This is a genomic window from Psychroserpens sp. BH13MA-6 (assembly GCF_052983595.1).
The window spans coordinates 38579-62728 of the sequence record NZ_JBRJGE010000006.1 but is presented as its reverse complement, the minus strand read 5'-3'; the positions used below and the strand labels follow the sequence as shown (position 1 = coordinate 62728).

Annotated in this window: 16 protein-coding genes; 14 read left to right on the top strand and 2 right to left on the bottom strand. The window is 37.5% G+C overall.

Features of this window, described 5'->3' with window-relative positions:
- Window positions 1-55: 55 nt before the first annotated feature.
- Entirely contained in the window at window positions 56-2773 is a 2718-nt protein-coding gene (gene infB / locus ACU8DI_RS12530; protein WP_447113126.1) for a translation initiation factor IF-2, read from the top strand.
- A gap of 77 nt (window positions 2774-2850) precedes the next feature.
- Here infB and ACU8DI_RS12525 read toward each other — a convergent pair whose 3' ends face one another.
- Window positions 2851-3231, bottom strand: a complete 381-nt coding sequence (locus ACU8DI_RS12525; RefSeq protein ID WP_447113125.1) for an SPOR domain-containing protein — start codon at window positions 3229-3231, stop codon at window positions 2851-2853.
- Between the two features lie 246 nt (window positions 3232-3477).
- Between ACU8DI_RS12525 and ACU8DI_RS12520 the strand changes: the two genes are divergently transcribed.
- The 12 genes from ACU8DI_RS12520 (at window position 3478) to queG (ending at window position 20260) form a co-directional block, all read left to right on the top strand.
- Window positions 3478-4773 carry a c-type cytochrome gene (locus ACU8DI_RS12520; protein ID WP_447113248.1) on the top strand — a complete coding sequence of 432 codons (1296 nt, stop codon included), beginning with the start codon at window positions 3478-3480 and terminating at the stop codon, window positions 4771-4773.
- A gap of 35 nt (window positions 4774-4808) precedes the next feature.
- Window positions 4809-7949, top strand: coding sequence for a TAT-variant-translocated molybdopterin oxidoreductase (locus ACU8DI_RS12515; RefSeq protein ID WP_447113124.1), 3141 nt, complete (start codon window positions 4809-4811; stop codon window positions 7947-7949).
- A 33-nt stretch (window positions 7950-7982) separates the two neighbouring features.
- Window positions 7983-9713, top strand: a complete 1731-nt coding sequence (gene nrfD / locus ACU8DI_RS12510; RefSeq protein WP_447113123.1) for an NrfD/PsrC family molybdoenzyme membrane anchor subunit — start codon at window positions 7983-7985, stop codon at window positions 9711-9713.
- A 9-nt stretch (window positions 9714-9722) separates the two neighbouring features.
- Window positions 9723-10253, top strand: a complete 531-nt coding sequence (locus tag ACU8DI_RS12505) for a DUF3341 domain-containing protein (protein WP_447113122.1) — start codon at window positions 9723-9725, stop codon at window positions 10251-10253.
- A gap of 95 nt (window positions 10254-10348) precedes the next feature.
- Window positions 10349-10930 (top strand): c-type cytochrome, encoded by a 582-nt coding sequence (locus ACU8DI_RS12500; protein ID WP_447113121.1) that lies wholly within the window; start codon window positions 10349-10351, stop codon window positions 10928-10930.
- A gap of 22 nt (window positions 10931-10952) precedes the next feature.
- Window positions 10953-12341: a quinol:cytochrome C oxidoreductase gene (locus tag ACU8DI_RS12495; RefSeq protein WP_447113120.1), complete on the top strand. Its 1389-nt coding sequence runs from the start codon at window positions 10953-10955 to the stop codon at window positions 12339-12341.
- A 28-nt stretch (window positions 12342-12369) separates the two neighbouring features.
- Window positions 12370-13431: a cytochrome c oxidase subunit II gene (locus ACU8DI_RS12490; RefSeq protein WP_447113119.1), complete on the top strand. Its 1062-nt coding sequence runs from the start codon at window positions 12370-12372 to the stop codon at window positions 13429-13431.
- Window positions 13432-13458: 27 nt separating this feature from the next.
- Complete coding sequence (locus tag ACU8DI_RS12485) at window positions 13459-15249, top strand: cytochrome c oxidase subunit I (RefSeq protein WP_447113118.1); 1791 nt, start codon at window positions 13459-13461, stop codon at window positions 15247-15249.
- 69 nt (window positions 15250-15318) lie between these two features.
- Window positions 15319-16341: a Holliday junction branch migration DNA helicase RuvB gene (gene ruvB / locus ACU8DI_RS12480; RefSeq protein ID WP_447113117.1), complete on the top strand. Its 1023-nt coding sequence runs from the start codon at window positions 15319-15321 to the stop codon at window positions 16339-16341.
- A 45-nt stretch (window positions 16342-16386) separates the two neighbouring features.
- Window positions 16387-17718 carry a cytochrome P450 gene (locus ACU8DI_RS12475; RefSeq protein ID WP_447113116.1) on the top strand — a complete coding sequence of 444 codons (1332 nt, stop codon included), beginning with the start codon at window positions 16387-16389 and terminating at the stop codon, window positions 17716-17718.
- A gap of 147 nt (window positions 17719-17865) precedes the next feature.
- On the top strand, window positions 17866-19203 hold the full coding sequence (locus ACU8DI_RS12470; RefSeq protein WP_447113115.1) for a cytochrome-c peroxidase: 1338 nt from the start codon (window positions 17866-17868) through the stop codon (window positions 19201-19203).
- Between the two features lie 64 nt (window positions 19204-19267).
- The gene (queG, locus tag ACU8DI_RS12465) at window positions 19268-20260 is read left to right on the top strand and encodes a tRNA epoxyqueuosine(34) reductase QueG (protein WP_447113114.1); all 993 of its coding nucleotides are present in this window, start codon (window positions 19268-19270) and stop codon (window positions 20258-20260) included.
- Here the strand turns inward: queG and ACU8DI_RS12460 are convergent.
- Window positions 20241-21284 (bottom strand): LacI family DNA-binding transcriptional regulator, encoded by a 1044-nt coding sequence (locus ACU8DI_RS12460; RefSeq protein ID WP_447113113.1) that lies wholly within the window; start codon window positions 21282-21284, stop codon window positions 20241-20243. The genes queG and ACU8DI_RS12460 overlap by 20 nt on opposite strands.
- A 167-nt stretch (window positions 21285-21451) precedes the next feature.
- Between ACU8DI_RS12460 and ACU8DI_RS12455 the strand changes: the two genes are divergently transcribed.
- The gene (locus ACU8DI_RS12455) at window positions 21452-24085 is read left to right on the top strand and encodes a TonB-dependent receptor domain-containing protein (RefSeq protein ID WP_447113112.1); all 2634 of its coding nucleotides are present in this window, start codon (window positions 21452-21454) and stop codon (window positions 24083-24085) included.
- Window positions 24086-24150 lie beyond the last annotated feature (65 nt).

Below are 24150 nucleotides of genomic sequence, written 5' to 3'. Positions count from 1 at the left end.
CAATTAAAAGGTTAATTTGGTAAAATAGATTTTTAAGTTATATTACAAGCAATTTATGGCTCAAACTAGGTTAAATAAAGTACTACGGGAATTAAATATCTCTATAGATCGCGCTGTTGATTTTTTAGAATCAAAAGGTGTTGAAATAGAGAAGAGCCCTAATACGAAAATTTCAGAAGACGTTTATAAAGTTCTTTCCGATGAGTTTCAAACAGATGCCAACAAAAAGGCAGAATCCCAAGAGGTAAGTGAAGCGAAACTCAAGGAAAAGGAAGAACTTCGTGAACAACGTGAGCGTGAATTGGAAGAAAAAGCGCAAAAGGAAGCCGCCAAGAGCCGCGAAGTGGTGAAGGCAAAAGCTGAATTAAGTGGTCCGAAACAGGTTGGTAAAATTGACTTGAATAAAGATAAACCAACAGTAGAGAAAAAAGCGCCTGAAACAAAGGAAACGCCAAAAGAAGAGGTGAAGCCTGCTGCGGAAGCACCGAAAGAGAAGGAAGCGCCTAAAGCAAAAGCAGACAAAGTTGAAGAAAAGGCTAAGCCCGAAGTGAAGGCTAAAGAAACACCTGCAAAAAAGGAAGAGGCAGCAATTTCAGATGAACCAGCTGAAGAAACCCTAAAAACGCAGTACAAAAAGCTCTCTGGACCTAAAATTGCTGGTGATAAAATTGACTTATCTCAGTTCAATAAGCCGAAAAAGAAAAAAGAAGAGAAAAAATCGAGTTCCGATTCTGATAATAAGAAGAAGCGACGTCGTATTAGTAAAGGACCTTCAGGAGGTGATAACCGATCGAACAATCGAGGCAACCAAAGAGGTGGATACAAGGGAAAAAATCAAGGGAAGCGTTCTACAGTTAAAGAAGAGCCAAGTGCAGAGGAAGTCCAAAAACAAGTGCGTGAGACCTTAGAAAAACTTCAAGGTAAATCAAATAAAGGTAAAGGGGCTAAGTATCGTAGAGAGAAAAGAGAACAACATAGAGAGCAAACAGAGAAAGACCTTCAAGCGGAAGCAGCTGAAAGTAAAATCCTTAAAGTAACAGAGTTTGTTACGGCGAGTGAGGTAGCAACCATGATGAATGTGTCTGTAACTGAAATTATCTCAGCTTGTATGTCGCTTGGAATGATGGTAACCATGAACCAAAGATTAGATGCTGAAACCTTATCAGTGGTCGCAGATGAATTTGGTTATGAGGTTGATTTTGTCACGGCAGATATCGAGGAATCAATTGAAGAAATTGAAGATAAGCCAGAAGATTTGGTCACGCGTGCTCCAATCGTCACAGTGATGGGTCACGTAGATCACGGTAAAACCTCTTTACTAGATTACATTCGTAAGGAGAACGTTATTGCAGGAGAGTCAGGTGGAATTACACAGCACATTGGTGCCTATGGCGTACAACTAGATAACGGACAAAAAATAGCATTCTTAGATACACCTGGTCACGAAGCCTTTACAGCGATGCGTGCTCGTGGTGCTCAAGTTACCGATTTGGCCATTATCGTAATTGCTGCTGATGATGCCATCATGCCGCAAACAAAAGAGGCGATTGCTCACGCACAAGCTGCAGAAGTGCCAATTGTTTTTGCTATTAATAAAATTGATAAGCCTGGTGCTAATCCTGAAAAAGTAAAAGAAGGTTTAGCGAATATGAATTTATTAGTTGAAGATTGGGGAGGAAAAATCCAGTCTCATGATATTTCAGCTAAAAATGGAACAGGTATTAAGGAATTATTAGAAAAGGTATTACTAGAAGCAGAATTATTAGAATTAAAAGCGAACCCAAATAAAATTGCCAGTGGTACTGTTGTTGAAGCATTCTTAGATAAAGGTCGAGGATATGTGTCAACCATATTGGTACAAGCCGGAACTTTACGTGTAGGAGACTATGTATTAGCTGGTAAAAACAGTGGTAAGGTGAAAGCGATGCACGATGAACGAGGGAATGAAGTAGAAGCTGCAGGTCCATCAACACCAGTATCAATCTTAGGATTGGATGGTGCGCCACAGGCAGGTGATAAGTTTAGTGTGTTTGAAGATGAACGTGAAGCGAAGCAAATTGCTGCTAAGCGTACGCAATTACAGAGAGAACAATCGGTGCGTACACAACGTCATATCACCTTGGATGAAATCGGACGACGAATTGCGCTTGGTGATTTCCAAGAGTTGAATATTATTCTTAAGGGTGATGTGGATGGTTCTGTGGAAGCATTAACAGATTCATTCCAGAAATTATCCACTGAAGAAATACAAGTGAATATCATTCATAAAGGTGTTGGAGCGATTACAGAAAGTGATGTGTTGTTAGCAACCGCTTCAGACGCTATTATTATCGGATTTAACGTAAGACCAATGGGTAATGCACGTCAAATCGCTGATAATGAGGAAATCGATATCAGAACATATTCCATCATCTATGATGCTATTAATGACCTGAAGGACGCGATGGAAGGCATGTTGTCACCAGAATTGAAAGAGGAAGTAACAGGTACTGCTGAAATCAGAGAAACTTTTAAGATTTCTAAAATTGGTACGATTGCAGGATGTATGGTTACCAGTGGAAAGATTTACAGAAACTCTGGCATCCGTTTAATTAGAGATGGTGTGGTCATTCATACTGGAGAACTCGTGTCGTTGAAACGTTTCAAAGATGATGCTAAAGAAGTGTCTAAAGGCTACGATTGTGGTATGCAGTTAAAAGGCTATAACGATATCCAAGTGGATGATGTGATTGAAGCTTTCCAAGAAGTTGAGGTTAAGAAAAAGTTGAAATAATCATAAACATTGAAATTAAAAAAAGCGACTCGTAATGAGTCGCTTTTTTTAGTTCTAACGTTGAATCATTTCTGGAATTAATCATCTTTTTTTGGTTCAAAAACCATTGCTTTCGAGAATTTCTTTTTGATCTCTAAAAGGGCGATATCTGCTTCTAATCGCGTGCTAAAATTTCCGACCCAAACCTTATAGTTAGGAGTTTCATAAACCAATTCTGATGGCCACTGTGAAAAGGTATTCTCAAATTTTTGTCTTAACGCCATAGCTTCGGAACGCGATCCAAAATCCAATTGTATTTTATACAAGTTGGTGGTTTTAACGTCTTTTTTATACTCCAAAAGTTTCGTGATGTCATCATCTTGGTCAATAACGACCGTACCTTGTTGCCCAAACCCCTGATTTACAACCATAAAAAAGCTAAGTGAGATAAGGGCTGTTTTTATATTTATGAGTTTCATATTTTTTGAAATTTAATACAAAGAAAACATTTTTTTTTCAGTGTGGTTTTGATAGTTGACATTATTAACTAAATTGCACTGTTTTTTATTATTTAGAATCCTTATAAATTATCAATTAACAGTTCTGTAACATTTCCAAAATCGACTTTAAGTGTTATTTTTGCATGAGATTTTACAAACGTTTTTTTCATGCCTATGATAATGAAAAAATCATACCAAAGTTTAGAAGATAATTCAACTAACAATATGATACAGGTGATTTACCGTCAACTAGCCTCAAAAATTCCTTATCTGGGATTGGTTATTTTACTTACGTTTACTACTTCACTTACTGCTCAAGAAGGTGATCCTGCAAAAGGAAAAACTTTATTTAATACCAACTGTGCCGCATGTCATGCTCTAGATAGAAAAATGACAGGTCCTGCTTTGCGTAATGTTGAAGCGCGTTTAGATGAGGAGCAAGGATTAGGTAGAGATTGGCTTAATTCATGGATTCGAAATAGTGCTGGTATGGTGAAGTCTGGTGATGCTTATGCTAATCAGATTTTTAACGAGTACAACGGAACGGCAATGACAGCGTTTCCGCAATTAACAGACCAGGATATTTCTGATATTCTTGCATATACTGCTGAGCCAGCTCCAACGCCTGATGAAGACGATGATACGGCATCCACTACCACTGTTGTGGAGCCAGGTATTTCAAACAAATTGATTCTTGGTGCACTCGCTATTTTATTTGCTTTGTTAGCGATAGCTTTAGTGTTAGTAAAAAACACCTTAAATCGATTTGCTGAGCAAAAAGGAATTTCGGTGGCGGAAAACGATAAGACGGTTCCTATCTGGAAAGCTTTCGCTCAAAATCAATTCCTGGTTTTGGTAACGGCTATTTTCTTCTTGTTAGCTGGTGCGTATTTTATCTATGGTTATTTAATGCAAGTAGGCGTGGATCAGGGCTATGAACCAGTACAACCAATTCATTATTCTCACAGAATACATGCTGGTGATAACGGTATTGACTGTAAATATTGTCATTCCTCTGCAAGAGTCAGTAAGCATTCAGGAATTCCATCTCTGAATATTTGTATGAATTGTCACAAGTCTATTTATCAGGTGGCTGATGAAACTCAGAAAGAAGGATTGAATGAATATGGCATTGATTATAATGCTGAAATTCAAAAATTGTATAAAGCTGTGGGTTGGGATGAGGCCGAACAAAAGTATACTGGAGAAACACAACCTGTAAGATGGGTACGTATTCACAATTTACCTGATTTTGCTTATTTCAACCACTCGCAACACGTCGAGGTGGCAGGTGTGCAATGTCAAACATGTCATGGTCCAGTAGAAACGATGGAAGTGATGTATCAGCATGCGCCATTAACTATGGGATGGTGTATCAACTGTCACAGGGAAACAAATGTGAAAGTAGAAGACAATGCGTATTATGAAAAAATACATGAGCAATTGTCTAAGAAATATGGTGTTGACAAACTAACGGCTGCTCAAATGGGCGGACTCGAATGTGGAAAATGTCACTACTAATAAACGATTAATAAGAAGTAATTCAATTATATAATATGTCATCAAACAAGAAATACTGGAAAAGTGTTGAAGAGCTGAAAGAAGATAGCTCTATTGTTGAGACGCTAAAACAAAATGAATTTGTTCAAGAGATTCCAACTGATGAGTTCCTAGGGAACAAGGAATCACTAGAAGCATCTTCAACAACGCGTCGTGACTTTTTGAAATATGTTGGTTTTAGTACAGCTGCGGCATCTTTAGCAGCGTGTGAGGGACCAGTGATCAAATCTATTCCTTACGTTGTTCAACCAGAATCTATTGTGCCTGGTGTCGCGAACTATTACGCAACGACCATAGCTGATGGATTTGATTTTTCAAGTGTTTTAGTTAAAACACGTGAAGGTCGTCCTATCAAAATTGAAAACAACAACTTAGCAAAAACACACAATGGTGCTAATGCAAGAGTGAACGCTTCTGTTTTAGGATTATATGATAGCTTAAGAGTAAAAGGCCCTATGAAAGGTGGCGATGCCATTTCTTGGGAAACTTTTGATGCTGAAACCAATCAAGCCTTAACAGATGTGATGAACGCTGGAAAAGAGATTGTGTTGTTAACGCAAACTTATGCCAGTCCGTCAACATCTAAATTGATTTCTGAATTCAAAGCGAAGTACGGTAATGTGCGTCATGTCATTTATGATGCTGTTTCAGAATCGGCTGCATTAGATGCTTTTGAAGCCAAATATGGCACACGCGGATTAGCGGATTACGATTTTTCTAAAGCGATGACCATTGTATCAGTAGGAGCAGATTTCCTTGGCGATTGGCAAGGCGGTGGTTTTGATGCTGGGTATGCGCAGGGACGTGTTCCAAAGAACGGAAAAATGTCGCGTCACATTCAGTTTGAATCTAATATGTCTTTGACAGGTTCAAATGCAGATAAACGAGTACCTCTTACTCCAAGTCAACAAAAACAAGCTCTAGCTAAGTTATATAGTATGGTTGTTGGTGGTTCTGTTACGACAGATCTTCCTGCACCAATCAATGAAGCCGTTCAAAAAGCAGCTTCTGAATTAAAAAGAGCTGGAAGTAATGGCGTTTTAGTAACCGGAATTCAGGATGTTAATGCCCAAACAGTAGCTTTAGCCATTAATGAAGCTCTTGGTAGTAAAGCATTTGATGCTTCTAAGCCAATTTTAACAAGACAAGGTAGTAATGCCGCTGTAACAAAGTTGGTCTCAGATATGAAGGCTGGTCGTGTTGGTGGTATCATCATGAGTGGTGTAAATCCGATGTATACCTTGCCTAACGCTTCAGATTTTGCTGAAGGATTAAAGAAAACAGATGTATCCATCGCTTTCTCAATGAAAGCAGATGAAACGGCTTTAGAAGCCCAATATATTGCTGCAGCGCCTCACTATTTAGAATCTTGGGGTGATGTAGAACTTAAAAAAGGACATTACAGTTTAATACAACCAACTATTCGTCCGTTATTCGATACACGCCAATTCCAACAAGCGTTATTAAAGTGGACTGGAAGTGATCAAAACTATCGCGAATATATTAAGGAAACTTGGGGAACAGGTATATTATCTGGTTCAACATTCAATAAGGCCTTACAAGATGGAGTTTATGTAGGAAGTATTGCTACAGAAACTATGGATACGGCCGATACGGTAGCAGCATCTGAAGTTCCTGAAGAATTACAAACGCCTGCTAATTCAGCTGGAAGCGCTGCAAGAGCTTTAGCATCTTCAGCGAAATCTGAAGGGATGGAATTGTCTTTATATACTAAAGTTGGTATGGGAGATGGTCAACAAGCAAATAACCCTTGGTTACAAGAGTTTCCAGATCCTATTACAAGAACCTCATGGGATAACTACATGACGATTTCTTCAGCAGACGCGAAAGACTTAGGTCTCATTAATGAGCATGTAGCAACAGGTGCATTGAATGGTAGTTATGCAGAAGTTACTGTTAATGGTGCGTCTATTACTGTGCCTGTGATTATTCAACCTGGACAAGCGAAAGGTTCCGTTGGAATTGCTTTTGGTTATGGTAGAAGTGCAGGACTGAAAGATGAAATGATGACAGGTGTTAATGCTTATAAATTATATCAAAACTTTAACACCGTACAGAACGTTACGATTAAGAAGGCTGCTGGAATGCATGAATTTGCATGTGTGCAATTGCAGAATACCTTAATGGGACGTGGTGATATTATCAAGGAAACAACACTTGATATTTACAATAAATACGATAAAGAAGACCATAAACATGGTTGGAATAAGACGCCTGTGGTGTCGCTTAATCACGAAGAAACAAAAGTAACTTCTGAGAAAGTTGATTTATGGGATGAGTTTGACCGATCAATTGGACATCACTTTAACCTATCAATTGATTTAAATGCCTGTACAGGATGTGGTGCATGTGTGATAGCTTGTCATGCTGAAAACAATGTACCAGTTGTAGGTAAAGAAGAAATTAGACGTAGCCGTGATATGCACTGGTTGCGAATTGATAGATACTATTCTTCAAATGATACATTTGAAGGTGATAATACGAAGAAAGACGAGTTTTCTGGTCTTTGGGGAGAAAAAGGATCCTTGGATGGGTTTGGTGAATTGGAAAATCCAGCAGACAATCCACAAGTAGCTTTTCAACCTGTGATGTGCCAGCACTGTAACCATGCGCCTTGTGAAACTGTTTGCCCTGTAGCGGCAACATCACATGGTCGTCAAGGTCAAAACCATATGGCTTATAACCGATGTGTCGGTACACGTTATTGTGCAAATAACTGTCCGTATAAAGTGCGTCGTTTCAACTGGTTCTTATATGCTCAAAATGATGAGTTTGATTATCATATGAATGATGATTTAGGGCGTATGGTATTGAACCCAGATGTGACAGTACGTTCACGTGGTGTGATGGAAAAATGTTCTATGTGTATTCAAATGACACAAAAGACTATTCTGGATGCCAAACGTGATGGAAGAGCCATTAAGGATGGTGAATTCCAAACAGCTTGTTCAGCAGCTTGTAGCAGTGGTGCGATGGTGTTTGGAGATATTAATGACAAAGACAGTAAAGTTACAAAGCTTAAAGAAGATGATCGTATGTATCACTTATTAGAGAGTGTAGGTACTAAGCCAAATGTGCAGTATCAAACGAAGGTGAGAAATACAACTGAAGCATAAAAAGAATTAATTAAGAAACAATTATAATAGATTATGGCGTCTCATTACGAAGCACCTATTAGAAGACCCTTAGTTACAGGAGAAAAATCATATCACGATGTATCGGTGGATGTGGCAGCGCCTGTGGAAGGAAAAGCAAATAAATCTTGGTGGATAGTTTTTGGAATTTCACTAGTAGCTTTCCTTTGGGGAATTGGGTGTATTATCTATACAATTTCTACAGGTATTGGAACCTGGGGATTAAACAAGACTGTAGGTTGGGCTTGGGATATTACTAACTTCGTTTGGTGGGTTGGTATTGGTCACGCAGGAACACTGATTTCTGCGGTATTATTACTATTCCGTCAAAAATGGAGAATGGCAATTAACCGTTCTGCAGAAGCAATGACAATTTTCTCAGTAGTGCAAGCAGGTTTGTTCCCAATTATTCACATGGGTCGTCCTTGGCTAGGCTATTGGGTATTGCCAATTCCAAACCAGTTTGGATCATTATGGGTTAACTTTAACTCACCGTTACTTTGGGATGTATTTGCAATTTCAACGTACTTATCAGTGTCATTAGTATTCTGGTGGACTGGTTTGTTACCTGATTTTGCGATGATTCGTGATAGAGCTGTGAAACCTTTCCAAAAGAAAATTTACTCATTATTGAGTTTTGGATGGTCTGGACGTGCCAAAGATTGGCAACGTTTTGAAGAAGTATCATTGGTATTAGCTGGACTAGCAACACCATTAGTACTTTCTGTGCATACCATTGTATCTTTTGACTTCGCCACGTCGGTTATTCCTGGTTGGCATACAACGATTTTCCCACCTTACTTTGTGGCTGGTGCGATTTTCTCCGGATTCGCAATGGTAAATACGCTTCTTATCATCATGAGAAAAGTATGTAGCCTAGAAGATTATATTACAGTACAACATATCGAATTGATGAATATCGTCATTATGATTACGGGTTCTATTGTTGGTGTGGCTTATATTACTGAGTTGTTTATCGCTTGGTATTCTGGTGTGGAATATGAACAATACGCCTTCCTTAACAGAGCAACAGGTCCTTACGCTTGGGCTTACTGGATGATGATGTCTTGTAACGTATTTTCACCTCAATTCATGTGGTTTAAGAAATTAAGAACGAGTATTATGTTCTCATTCTTTATTTCCATAGTAGTGAACGTAGGAATGTGGTTTGAGCGTTTTGTAATTATTGTAACATCATTACATAGAGATTACTTACCATCGTCATGGACGATGTTTCAACCAACCTTTGTTGATATAGGAATTTTTATTGGAACCATCGGATTCTTCTTTGTATTGTTCTTATTATATGCGAGAACATTCCCTGTGATTGCGCAAGCGGAAGTAAAAACCATCTTGAAATCATCAGGTGAGCGTTATAAGAAAATTAGAGAGCGTGGTGATAGCTTAGTTGGAACAGGAGCAGATGCTAGAACATCCGTATTGAAACTTGAAGAAGAAACGACCGCTGTCAAACCAGAGCAAGACAAATCTGAAAAATTAGATAATTTACTGAAGGGTGTTGGTAAATTTGATCCGAACACACAAACGGCCGATGATCTGAAAGTGATCAATGGTATTGGACCGAAAATGGAAGAAGTTCTTAATAGTATCGGAATCTATACCTACGCGCAAGTAAGTAAAATGACAAAAAGAGAATACGACTTGTTAGACGACATTACAGGTTCTTTCCCTGGAAGAGCTGAACGTGATGATTGGTCTGGTCAAGCTAAAAAATTAATAAACTAAAACTAGTACATGGAAGCTTCAAAAGTAATTCACGCTATTTATACAGATGACGATGTTTTAATGGCAGCCGTAAAAAAGGTTAAGTCTGAACGTCATCATATTGAAGAGATATATACCCCTTTTCCAGTACACGGATTAGACAAAGCCATGGGATTGGCACCAACGAGAATAGCTATTGCATCTTTCTTGTACGGTTGTGTTGGTTTAACCGTAGCAATCACGATGATGAATTTCATCATGATTCAAGATTGGCCACAGAATATAGGTGGAAAACCAAGTTTTAGCTACATTGAAAATATGCCCGCTTTCGTACCGATTATGTTTGAGTTAACGGTATTTTTTGCAGCGCATTTAATGGTGATAACGTTCTATTTAAGAAGTAGAATGTGGCCATTCAAAAAAGCTGAAAATCCAGATCCAAGAACAACAGATGACCATTTTTTAATGGAAATTCCAGTTCATGGTAATGAAAACGAATTAACCGATTTGTTAAAAGAAACAGGAGCGGTTGAAATTAATTTAATTGATAAAGCGCATTAACAGTCCAACTAATAAAACAGTTTTGATTTACTTACAAGTAGCATTCAAACTGTTTTAAAATAAGGACTGACAAAAAGATAAATAGACATCTACAAATGAAAAGCTTATTTAAAATAACTATAGTATTGATGGTATTTGCAAGTGTAGTTGCTTGTAAAAAGGATACAAGACCTAACTATCAATTCATGCCTAACATGTACGAACCTGTAAGCTACGAAGCTTATCAAGAAGCACGTATAGAAGTTGATGGAGAAGAATTGTTGTCCAATAACATGGAAGCACAATTACCTGCAGAAGGTTCCATTCCAAGAGGTGGTCATATGCCTTTTGAAATTGAGAACACTCCTGAAGGTTATGACTTGGCTAAGGCAACTTTAACAAGTCCGTTAGACTCTATGCAAATTGATAAAAATAGAGGCGGACAATTGTATGATATATACTGTGGGATTTGTCATGGTAAAAAGGGTGATGGTCAAGGTACGCTTGTAAAACGCGAAAAGATTTTAGGTGTTCCTAGCTATGATGATGCAGGAAGAGCTATCACAGAAGGAAGTATATATCACGTCATTTACTATGGAAAAAATTCCATGGGATCCTACGCGAATCAACTGAATGAAGAAGAACGTTGGCAAGTGACAGATTATGTATTGAAGTTAAAGGCAGATTTAGAAAAATAAGATATTAGTTAAAGATTATATAATGGAATACAAAATTTCAAATAGACTAAGATTAACTGCTATTGTTTTAATGATTGTTGGAGCACTCGGTGTGGGATACGGCTTCGCGACATCCAATAAATCATTTGAAGAAGTAGAGACGATGTTGGCTAATGAATCGCATGGCGGAGGCCACGGAGACACAGCTGGACACGATGCTGAGACGCATGATACTCACGCAAAAACTGAAACACATGCAGATGAAGCACATGGCGAGGCTACTGGTCATGCAGACATGGATGAACATACCAAACACGTGAATCACGTTATGCATTCTGTGCATAGCAGACCTTGGTCTGCTCTTTATGTAGCAGCCTTTTTCTTTTTCATGATTGCCTTAGGCGTACTAGCTTTTTATGCGGTTCAATATGCAGCGCAGGCAGGATGGTCTCCACTGCTTTTGAGAGTTATGGAAGGCATTACATCTTACATGTTACCAGGTGCATTGATCGTGTTGTTAATTGCAGCATTATCTCACTGGATAGGTCATGATGCCATTTTTAATTGGATGAATCCTGATATGGTCAATCCTGATAGTGACAAATTTGATGAGCTTGTTCATGGTAAGAAAGGCTGGTTAAATTTCTGGGGCTTCATTATTAGAGGCTTGATATTTGTTGGAGGATGGTATCTTTACAGACACTTTTCTCGTAAGTTTTCTTTGGCACAGGATAAGGCAGATGACAACAAAAACTTTAAAAAGACTTTTCGTATTTCAGCAGCATTCCTAGTATTTTTCCTTTATACAGAATCTATGATGTCTTGGGATTGGATTATGAGTGTAGACCCACACTGGTTCAGTACACTGTTTGGATGGTATGTATTAGCTGGAATGATGGTATGCGGTATCACGGTAATCGCTATGATTACCATTTATTTGAAATCAAAAGGCCTATTGCCAAAAGTTAACGATAGTCATATTCATGATTTAGCGAAATTTATGTTCGGTTTTAGTATATTTTGGACTTATTTATGGTTCTCTCAATTTATGCTTATCTGGTATTCGAACATTCCAGAAGAGGTAACTTACTTTGTATCCAGATTTGAAGATTACCAGTTGCCATTTTTAGGTATGGTTGCGATGAATTTCGTATTCCCATTGTTGGTATTAATGAATAGTGATTATAAACGTATTCCATGGTTTGTAATCATGGCTGGTATTGTGATTCTAGTAGGTCATTATATTGATATATTCAATATGATTATGCCTGCAACAGTAGGAGATCAATGGTTTATTGGAATTCCTGAAATAGGATCTATCATGCTATTTGCAGGACTATTCATTTTCATAGTCTTTACGGCATTGACTAAGGCGCCATTAGAACCAAAACGTAATCCGTTCATAAAAGAGAGTGAACATTTCCATTATTAATAAGAATATATAAAGAACAGAAACGACAATGACTGCTTTTTTAACAATTATAATAGTACTTTTCATAGCTGTTGCAATTTGGCAAATGGTTAAGATTTTTGATTTGGCTCAAGTAGGGACAACAAATAATCAAGTAGCTACAGATAAAGACAACAGAATTAATGGCTATTTAATGATGGGATTTTTAATCTTCATTTATGCCATCACCATTCTTTCTTTTTGGTATCTAGGCGATTTACCATTGATGTCCAATTCAGCTTCGGAGCATGGATCGGAAATAGATAACTTGATGATTATTTCCATGGTTATCATTTTTATCGTACAAACGTTTACACAGTTTTTATTACACTATTTTGCTTATAAGTACAAAGGTGAAAAAGGACGTAAGGCATTATTTTATGCTGATAACAATACATTAGAGGCTATTTGGACGTTTATTCCTGTGATTGTTTTGGCTGGTCTTATCATCTACGGATTGTTCACTTGGACGAGCATCATGAATATTGACGAAAGCGAAGATCCTATGGTGGTGGAATTATACGCACAACAGTTTAACTGGAAGGCTCGTTATGCAGGTGAAGATAACACCTTGGGTATGGCTAACGTGAGATTAATTGATATTGATCGTGCTAATATCTTAGGTCTTGATGAATCTGATCCTAATGCGGATGATGATGTTATAACGACCGAATTACATTTACCAGTTGGTAAACCCGTCTTATTCAAAATGCGTTCTCAAGATGTGTTACACTCTGCTTACATGCCTCACTTTAGAGCTCAAATGAACTGTGTTCCGGGGATGATTACGCAATTTGGTTTTACACCAACAATTACAACGGCTGAAATGCGTCAAAAAGAAGACATTCAAGAAAAAGTGGCTCATATTAATGAATTGCGACTTGAAAATAAAGAAGAGATAGAAGCTAAGGGTCAAGAATTGAATTATGAATTTGATTATCTATTGCTGTGTAATAAGATTTGTGGAAAATCACATTACAACATGCAAATGAAAATAATTGTTGAAACTCAAGAAGAATATGATGCTTGGATTAAGGAGCAGAAAACATTCAAAAACTCTTTAACTAAATAATAAAGATTTAAAAAAAGAAATTAGATTATGTCAGCACACGCAGATACTCACGCACACGACGACCACGGACATCATCATAAAGAGACTTTTGTAACTAAATACATATTTAGTCAAGATCACAAGATGATTGCCAAGCAATACCTTATAACAGGTACAATCATGGGAGTCATTGGTGTTTTGATGTCAATTATGTTCCGTATGCAAATTGCATGGCCAGAGCAGCCTAATGTGCTTTTTGAAGCACTCTTAGGTAAATGGGCACCAGAAGGTGTTATGGATGCCGATATTTATTTGGCACTCGTAACCATCCATGGTACAATCATGGTATTCTTTGTTTTAACAGCAGGATTAAGTGGTACATTCAGTAACTTATTAATTCCGTTGCAAATTGGTGCTCGTGATATGGCATCTGGGTTCTTAAACATGATTTCGTACTGGTTGTTTTTCCTCTCTAGTGTGATCATGGTCATTTCATTATTTGTGGAAGCTGGACCTGCGGCTGCTGGATGGACAATCTATCCGCCATTAAGTGCCTTGCCTATGGCTCAAGGAGGATCTGGTATGGGTATGACCTTATGGTTGGTATCTATGGCGATATTCATCGCTTCGTCATTATTAGGATCACTAAACTATATCGTAACGGTGATTAATTTACGTACAAAAGGTATGTCCATGACAAGATTGCCATTAACGATTTGGGCATTCTTTGTAACGGCTATTATTGGTGTGGTTTCTTTCCCAGTGTTATTATCAGCAGCATTGCTTTTAATTATGGATAGAAGTTTCGGAACATCCTTCTTTTTATCGGATATATTTATTCAAGGGGAAGTGCTACATTACCAAGGTGGTTCACCAGTATTATTTGAACACTTATTCTGGTTCTTAGGTCACCCTGAAGTGTATATTGTATTGTTACCTGCATTAGGGATAACTTCCGAAATTATTGCTACCAACTCGCGTAAACCAATTTTTGGATATCGTGCTATGGTAATGTCTATACTAGCCATAGCATTCCTTTCTACTATTGTTTGGGGTCACCACATGTTTATTTCAGGTATGAATCCATTTTTGGGATCAGTATTTACATTTACAACCTTATTAATTGCGATTCCATCAGCAGTTAAGGCATTTAACTATATAACCACACTCTGGAAAGGAAACCTTCAGATGAATCCAGCCATGCTGTTTTCAATCGGATTGGTATCAACCTTCATTACCGGAGGACTAACAGGAATCATTTTAGGTGATAGTGCCCTAGATATTAATGTGCATGATACGTATTTCGTAGTGGCGCATTTCCACTTAGTAATGGGTATATCCGCATTGTATGGAATGTTCGCCGGAATTTATCATTGGTTCCCAAGGATGTTTGGTCGCATGATGAACAAGAATCTCGGGTATTTGCATTTTTGGGTCACAGCCATCTGTGCCTATGGGGTATTTTTCCCAATGCACTTTATAGGAATGGCAGGTTTACCTAGACGTTACTATACCAATTCTAACTTCCCGTTATTTGATGACACGGCGAATGCGAATGTAGTGATTACAATGTTCGCAATCATTGGTGGTATTTTCCAATTAGTATTCTTATGGAACTTCTTCTCTTCTATGTTCTACGGAAAGAAATCAGAACAAAACCCATGGAACTCTAACACCTTGGAATGGACAGCACCTGTAAAGCATATGCATGGGAACTGGCCTGGAGAAATTCCTCATGTACATCGTTGGCCATATGATTACAGTAAGCCAGGACATGATGAAGATTTTGTGCCTCAAAACATCCCATTGAAAGATGGAGAAGAAGAATTACAACACTAATTCTCTTATGAAAAATATAGAAAAGCCTTTCGGATAAATCGAAAGGCTTTTTGTTTATATTTGTGTTATATGAACGAAAACCTAGATCCTACAAACGACCAATTTTCTCCTGAAGAACTGGATGTTGAAAAGAAATTAAGACCCTTGTCCTTTGATGATTTTACGGGTCAGGATCAAGTCTTGGAAAATCTTCAGATATTTGTTCAAGCGGCAAACGGTAGAGATGAGGCCTTAGATCATACCTTGTTTCATGGACCTCCTGGTTTAGGTAAGACAACCTTGGCCCATATATTGGCTTGCGAGCTCAATGTTGGGATTAAAGTAACTTCTGGTCCCGTTTTAGATAAGCCTGGCGATTTGGCTGGATTATTGACTAATTTAGATGAACGTGATGTCTTGTTTATTGATGAAATTCATCGATTGAGCCCAATCGTTGAGGAGTATTTGTATTCAGCGATGGAAGATTATAAGATCGACATCATGATTGAGACCGGTCCGAATGCTAGAACGGTTCAAATTAACTTAAATCCGTTTACCTTAGTTGGAGCTACGACGCGCTCCGGACTTCTCACCTCACCTATGCGTGCCCGTTTTGGAATTCAAAGTCGTCTACAATATTATAATACGGAGTTACTCACTACCATTGTACAACGTAGTGCATCCATTTTAAATGTTCCTATATCCATGGAAGCTGCTGTTGAGATCGCTGGAAGAAGTCGTGGCACACCAAGAATAGCCAATGCGCTTTTACGTCGAGTTCGTGATTTCGCTCAAATAAAAGGGAATGGCAGTATTGATATCAAAATTGCAAGGTTTGCTTTGGAAGCACTGAACGTGGACGCTCACGGATTAGACGAAATGGATAACAAAATATTAGCGACCATCATCGATAAATTTAAAGGTGGTCCCGTAGGAATTACCACATTGGCGACTGCTGTAAGTGAAAGTGCTGAAACCATTGAAGAAGTATATGAACCTTTCCTGATACAGCAAGGGTTTATCATGCGGACTCCAAGAGGACGAGAGGTTACTGAACAAGCTTACAAACATTTAGGGAAAGTCAAAGGCCCTATTCAAGGTGGCTTATTTTAGGAAACTGTAAAATCTTTTTTAGGGTTATTTCAAGAGTCAAAAACTATGCAAAACACGAAAGAAATACCAACGGTTCCCTTATCAAGATTCTTAAAGCACTCTCTCAATATTTTAAAAAACCCGCTACCATTTCATCATGACAATTTCACGAAGCTTGGTGATAGTTTTAAACTCAAAATAGGGTTTCGTTCTTCAGTCTTTTTTTCAAGGGATGCTGGTTTAGCTGAATACGTCCTTCAGAAGCATCAAAAAAATTATGTCAAATCTAAAATTCAAACGGAAGATTTGGTCAAATATGTTGGTAAAGGTTTGCTTACTTCTGAAGGTGAGCATTGGAAGAGACAACGAAAATTAATTCAACCAGCTTTTCATAAAAAACAGCTGAAACAATTATTGACATCCATCCAAAATGCCATACTAACAGAATACCAAAGCATCTCTATTAACGAAAGCATTGATATATTTCCTGTGTTCAATGATCTCGCATTTCAAACAGTAGTAAAGTCCTTATTCAGCAGTCATATCGAACAAGATAAAATCAATCGATTGCAATATATCACTGAGACGGCACAAAAAATGTTAGTAAAAGAATTACGCCAGCCGTATTTAGGTTGGTGGTTTAAATCTAGTGGTAAGATTAAAGCGCACATGCAACTTACTCAGGAGGCAAGAGACATTTTAAAACAAATAGTAAATGAGAGAAGAGCTTCAAATATAAAGGCTAATGATTTATTAGATATGCTGTTGGAAGCTAGGTACGACGATGGTAACGCTATGGACGAAGAGCAGTTGATTGATGAAATATTGATTCTGTTTACGGCAGGTCATGAAACCACGTCGAATGCATTGACCTTTACTTGTCAGCTTTTAGCCTTGCATCCAGAGTGGCAAGAGTCTATTTATCAGGAAACGAAACAGCTTAAAAGTCAAGGGCTTGATACAATGGCATCGATTATGGCATCAAAAGCATGTCAGCAAGTTCTCGAAGAGTCTATGCGATTGTATCCACCTGCCTATTTTATAGATCGTGTCAATATATCGGATGATGATTTTAACGGGATGCAATTTAAGGCAGGTTCTAATCTATTGTTTTCTATTTATGAGATCCATCGTCACCCAAAATTATGGGCGCAACCCAACCAATTTATGCCTCAAAGATTCGCTGATGGTGAACGTCAATTTTCGTCGCAGTATTTTCCGTTTGGTGCTGGCCCAAGAAAGTGTATTGGTAATAACTTTGCGATGTTCGAAATGATTATGGCTATTAATGAGTTGGTTTCTCAATTTAAATTTAAACCAAATTTTAATACCATAGAAATAACACCACTTATCACATTAAAGCCGAAAAATGCACAGATCACATTTCAAAAACGTTAAAAACTAAAGAAGGAATGACATGATGTTATTCATCTAACTTTCTTGTATCATCAAGTTTTCTAAACCGATAAAAGCGGTGTTTATCTATTTTTTTTACTGGTTGATTTTAAATTTTCTACTTTCCACATCAAACCTAACTCAATCAAAATGAAAAGTTTATCATGGCCATTAGCGCTTTTATTAACCTTGTTCTTTCTGACGTCTTGTGCCTCAGATGATGATTACGTACAAGTTCCTAGTCAGAGTTTACTAGAAGACAGACTTATAGAGCTTTACGGTTCCAAGGCGGCCTTAATTTTGCCAACTACCAACGATCTAAGTTTAATTCCAAGCGATTTTAACAATCCAATTACTGAAGAAAAGGTAGCCTTAGGGAAACTGCTGTTTCACGAAACGGGTCTGGCCACCAACCCCAATATGGAAGGTGGTATGAACACCTATTCTTGTGCAAGCTGTCATCATGCTGATGCCGGATTTCAAAGTGGAATCATTCAAGGGATTGGTGAAGGCGGAACAGGTTTTGGACTTCATGGTGAAGGGCGAATTAAAGATGCACTTTATCTAGATGCAGACTTAGATGTACAACCTATTAGATCACCTAGTGTTCTTAATGTGGCGTATCAAGATGTCATGCTGTGGAACGGACAGTTTGGAGGTGTTGGAACCAATGAAGGTACTGAGGCTGTATGGACTGTTGGAACGCCTAAAGAAACGAATACCTTAGGGTTTGAAGGTGTAGAAACACAAGCTATTGCTGGTATTGATGTACACCGATTGGTAATTGATTATGATTTTATTTTTAATTCGGAATACAAAGAATTATTTGACGCGGCTTTTCCAGGCACTGAACCTGAAGAGTGTTACACAAAAATAAATGCGGCTTTAGCCATTGCAGCCTACGAAAGGACCTTACTTCCTAATCAAGCGCCTTTCCAACGTTGGTTGAATGGCGATGAAGCGGCTATGGATGCCGATCAAATTGAAGGTGCTCGTTTGTTTTTTGATGAAGCTAAATGCTTTACATGTCATTCAGGTCCTGGACTCAACGGTATGGACTTTCACGCACTCGGTATGAAGGATCTAGAAGGTGAGAATGTGTTTAATGCAATTGATGATGCCACCAAACGAGGACGAGGAGGATTTACAGGCAACCCAGAAGATGATTACAAGTTTAAAACACCACAATTGTATAATTTAAAGGATGTAGGCTTTTTTGGTCACGGTGGAAGTTTTCAAACTGTACGAGATGTGGTTGAATATAAAAATAATGCTGTTAAAGAAAATACAAGCGTACCAGAAATTGCCTTATCTTCAGAGTTTACACCTTTAAATTTAACAGAAGATCAAATAGACCTCATTACTTTATTTTTGGAAACAGCGCTCTATGACAATAATCTGCAACGCTATGCTCCCGAAAGTTTACCTACTGGTATGTGCTTTCCAAATGCAGATGCGCAGTCATCAGCAGATATGGGTTGCAATTAATTTCAAAAATCAAATTCATTGGAATAAAATATCTCAAGTTTAATGAATATGTTTAAATTTGAGTGTGAACAGAACCGAACAAACAATACTTATCAAAACCGAAGCGCAACGCCTCGGTTTTTTGTCTTGTGGTATCAGTAAAGCAGCATTCTTAGAAGTGGAAGCACCACGACTTGAAAAGTGGCTTAAGAATCATGCGCATGGTGAAATGCATTACATGGAAAATCATTTTGATAAGCGCCTGGATCCCACAAAATTGGTGNATCATGCGCATGGTGAAATGCATTACATGGAAAATCATTTTGATAAGCGCCTGGATCCCACAAAATTGGTGGAAGGTTCAAAAAGTGTGGTGTCTTTACTATTAAATTATTTTCCATCTGAGATTCAAAATTCAGATAGTTATAAACTTTCAAAATATGCCTATGGTACAGACTACCATTTCGTTATCAAAGATAAACTTAAGCAACTCCTCAACTTTATAAAAGACGAAATAGGCGATGTGCACGGCAGAGCATTTGTAGATTCTGCACCTGTGTTAGATAAGGCTTGGGCGGCAAAATCAGGCTTGGGATGGATAGGTAAGCACAGTAATTTACTCACTCAAAAAGTTGGTTCTTTTTATTTTATCGCAGAATTAATTATCGATTTAGAATTGGATTATGACCATCCGGTTACGGATCATTGCGGCTCCTGTACAGCTTGTATTGATGCATGTCCCACACAAGCGATTACTGAACCATATGTGGTAGATGGTAGTAAATGCATTTCTTATTTTACAATAGAATTGAAGGAAAATATTCCTTCAGAATTTAAAGGGCAATTTGACGATTGGATGTTTGGTTGTGATGTGTGCCAGGATGTTTGTCCGTGGAATCGTTTTTCTAAGTCACACAATGAGCCTTTATTTAATCCGCATCCAGAATTATTAGCGATGTCGAAAAAAGATTGGGAAGAGATTACCAAGGACACCTTTAATAAAGTCTTTAAAAAATCAGCGGTTAAACGAACAAAGTTTGAGGGGCTAACCCGCAATATTAAGTTTTTACAAGATTAGTTTTTGTTGAATTCCTTTTGATGAGACCAGTATCTAATTCTATGATTTTAGGATGAAATTCTTTTCCTTTTTTTATAGCTTTTAACTCTTTGTGTAATTGCTTAAAAGCCATTTTACCCATTTGATATCCAGGTTGATCAATTGTTGATAGTGACGGTGTAATTGCAGATGACATAAACCAGTTACTAAATCCAACAATAGAAATATCTTCAGGGATTTTAACACCGCGTTGATTAAATTCTGTGATGGCTCCAATAGCGACCATGTCTGTATTGATAAATATACCATCTACATCATCATGGTCTTCCAACAATTGCGCTGCATTCTGTTTCCCTTCTTCAAAACTCATATCGCTACAATCACAGATATATACTAAAGTGGGATCGTAAGGTAAATTATTATCTAATAATGCTTTTTTATATCCCAAAAATCGGTCAATTGAATTTTGTGGAAGCAACGGACCTCTGAAATGGGCAATACGTCTGCAACCAGTATCTATGAGATGTTGTGTGGCTGTATAGGCTGCTTTTCTATCGTCAATAATCACTTTAGAACAATTGACGATTTTAGCTATTTTATCGAACATAACAATAGGCTTGTCCTGAGCTATCACGTCTGTAATATGTTTAAAATCAGACGTGCCATTGGCGAGAGATATTAAAATACCATCGACATGCTTACTGAGCAATAAATCGATTTGTTTTTTTTCGAGTTCATAGGATTCATTGGATTGTAAAATAATAACCAAATAGCCTTTTTTTTCGGCTTGTGCTATGATGCCTTTAATGACTGTGGAAAAAAAATGATGGACAACTTCTGGAATAATAACACCAATGGTTTTAGATTCTCGTGTTCTTAAATTTACGGCAAATGAATTGGGTCTATAGTTTAATTGAGCAGCAGTCTCTCGCACTTGACGTCGGGTTTTTTTACTCACGTCAGGATAATCTTTTAAAGCCTTTGATACTGTAGTTATTGAAATATTTAAGGTTTCAGCAATTTGTTTTAAGGTTACTGGCTTCACATTTTTAGGATTTAGTACTTAAAATTACAAATTAAAATCACAAATCGAAAACGTTTTCGGCAAATCGATAACGTTTTCGATTTGTTTTTAATGATTTTTTACAGCAATAACTATAGATTAGCTAAAAATTAACCAAAATAATTGTCAAATTATTAAAATAGACGAAAATGATTACAACTAAAAAATGTTACAGTTTATTACTTCTACTATGGTTGTCTGTATCTACTATTGTTGCTCAGTCTTCAATTTCTGGAAAAATAACGGATACAAGTGGGATGCCTCTAGGAGGTGTTAATGTAATTCTTAATGGCACCACTCAAGGAGCCGTTTCAGATTTTGATGGAAACTACACGATTACAAATGTAGAGGATGGCACCTATATCATTAATGCGACATACCTCGGGTATGCTAAATTTAGTGAAAGCGTGACTGTTAGCGGAAACAACATCACTGTAGATATCCAAATGAACGAAGATGCCGAATCTTTAGATCAAATTATTGTCACGGGTGTTACAAATCCGAAGTCGCGTATTGAATCTAGTGTATCGGTCACAACGATTCAACCAAAAATTATTGAACAATCTGCACCGAGAACAACCGCAGAAATATTCAGAACCATACCTGGTATTCGCTCTGAGTCTTCTGGAGGTGAGGGTAATTCAAATATTGCCGTACGTGGTGTGCCAGTATCATCTGGTGGATCCAAATATGTGCAACTACAAGAAGATGGTTTGCCTGTTTTATTATTTGGTGATATGTCATTTGCTACTGCAGATATTTTTACACGTTATGATTCTAACATCGCAAGAATTGAAGCAATTAGAGGTGGTTCTGCATCAACTTTATCTTCAAATTCACCTGGTGCTATTATCAACTTAATTAGTAAAACAGGTAAGATCGAAGGTGGTTCTATGGCTACATCTTTCGGTTTGGATTATAGTAATTTTAGAACGGATTTCGATTATGGAGCTCCTATAGGTGAAGGTCTTTATTTCCATATGGGTGGTTTTTACAGAGTTGGGGAAGGCATACGAGATGCTGGATATACTGCTAATAATGGCGGACAATTCAAGTTTAATATTACTAAAGAATTTGAACAAGGTTATTTAAGATTATCTGCTAAACATTTAAATGATAGAGCTATTGCTTATTTGCCTAACCCTATAAAGGTTACAGGGACTAATGCAGATCCGAATTTTGAAAATGTTCCTAATTTCGATGCGAATAATCAAACATTACATACACCATACTTATCTCAAAATGTTGGGCTTGGTGAAAGTGGTCAATTAAGACGATCTGATGTTAGTGACGGAATGAACCCTATTTCTACTTCAATAGGCATGGAAGCTGCTATTGATCTCGGTGAAGGATACAAGATTAAAAATAATGGAAGATTTTCTTTCAATAAGGGAGGGTTTAATTCGCCTTTTCCAGCAAGTGTATCAACTGCTTCCGATTTCTTAGCTGGTGATTTCGCAACAGGTAATGGTTACGATTCTTTGGTTTATGCTAATGGCGATGGTGCCGTCAATGGTAATTCATTAATAGCACCTGTGGTATTATTTGATACACAATTAAACAATTTCAACAACTTTATGAATGATATTCGTTTAACGAAATCTTTTGATAAATTAGACGTCACAGTGGGATATTTTAAAGGAATTCAAAATGTGTCGATGTCTTGGCTATGGAATTCCTATTTGTTAGAAGCTTCAGGTGATGATGCTCGATTAATAGATGCTCTAGACGCTTCTGGAAACCCTCTATCCGTTAATGGATTGGTTGGGTATGGTGCCGCATTTTTTGGAAACTGCTGTCAACGTAGCTACGATACCCGATACAACACGTCTGCTCCTTATTTAGCTTTGGCTTTTGAGGCTTCAGAGAAGTTAAATTTTGACGCTAGTATTCGCTATGATAAGGGACAAGTAGATGGCTCTTTTGCAGGGCCAGTGACTTCTCAATACGATGTCAATAATGACGGTCAGATTTCTTTACCAGAGCAAACCGTACAGTCCATTGATTTGGCCAATCCTACAACAGTAGATTATGATTATGATTATGTATCCTTTTCTGTAGGTGTGAACTATTTATTAAAAGATAACGAAGCTTTATTTGCTCGTTACAGTAGAGGTGGTGCCGCAAAAGCAGATCGAATTTTATTCGCAGGCTTAGATTATACCAATAGTGATCGAATTAACGCTTTAGATTTTATTAATCAAGCAGAAATTGGCTATAAGAGAGGATTTGAAAAAGGATCAATTTACGCTACATTCTTCTATGCAAAAACTGTAGAAGAAGGAGGTTTTGAAGCCACATCTAATAGTATCATTGAAAATGATTACAAATCTTTAGGGATTGAAATTGAAGGGACTTATCGATTTAATGAAGATTTTGATGTACGCGGTGGATTAACATTCACTGATGCACAAATAGACTCAGGCGATAACGAGGGTAATACACCAAGAAGACAACCTGATTTTATCTATAATTTAATCCCGACTTATAATTTTGGTAAAACTAATCAAAATGCTTTTGGATTGAGTTTTATTGGACAAAGCAAAGCATATGCGCAAGATTCAAATGAATTAGTCTTACCTGGATTTGTAATTGTTAATAGTTTCATTAATATAGGTATTACTGATAATTTAAATGCAAACCTATCTGCTAATAACGTTTTTGATACTTTAGGAATTACAGAATCTGAAGAAGGTAGTATTGTAGAAGGGCAAACCAATTATTTAAGAGTTAGACCAGTGCCAGGTCGTTCTATATCGCTTGGCTTGAACTATAGTTTTTAATAAATTTTAAGTGTTAACAAAATTTATTGAGTTTTAAATTGATTTGAGTTTAAGAGTCAATGCTT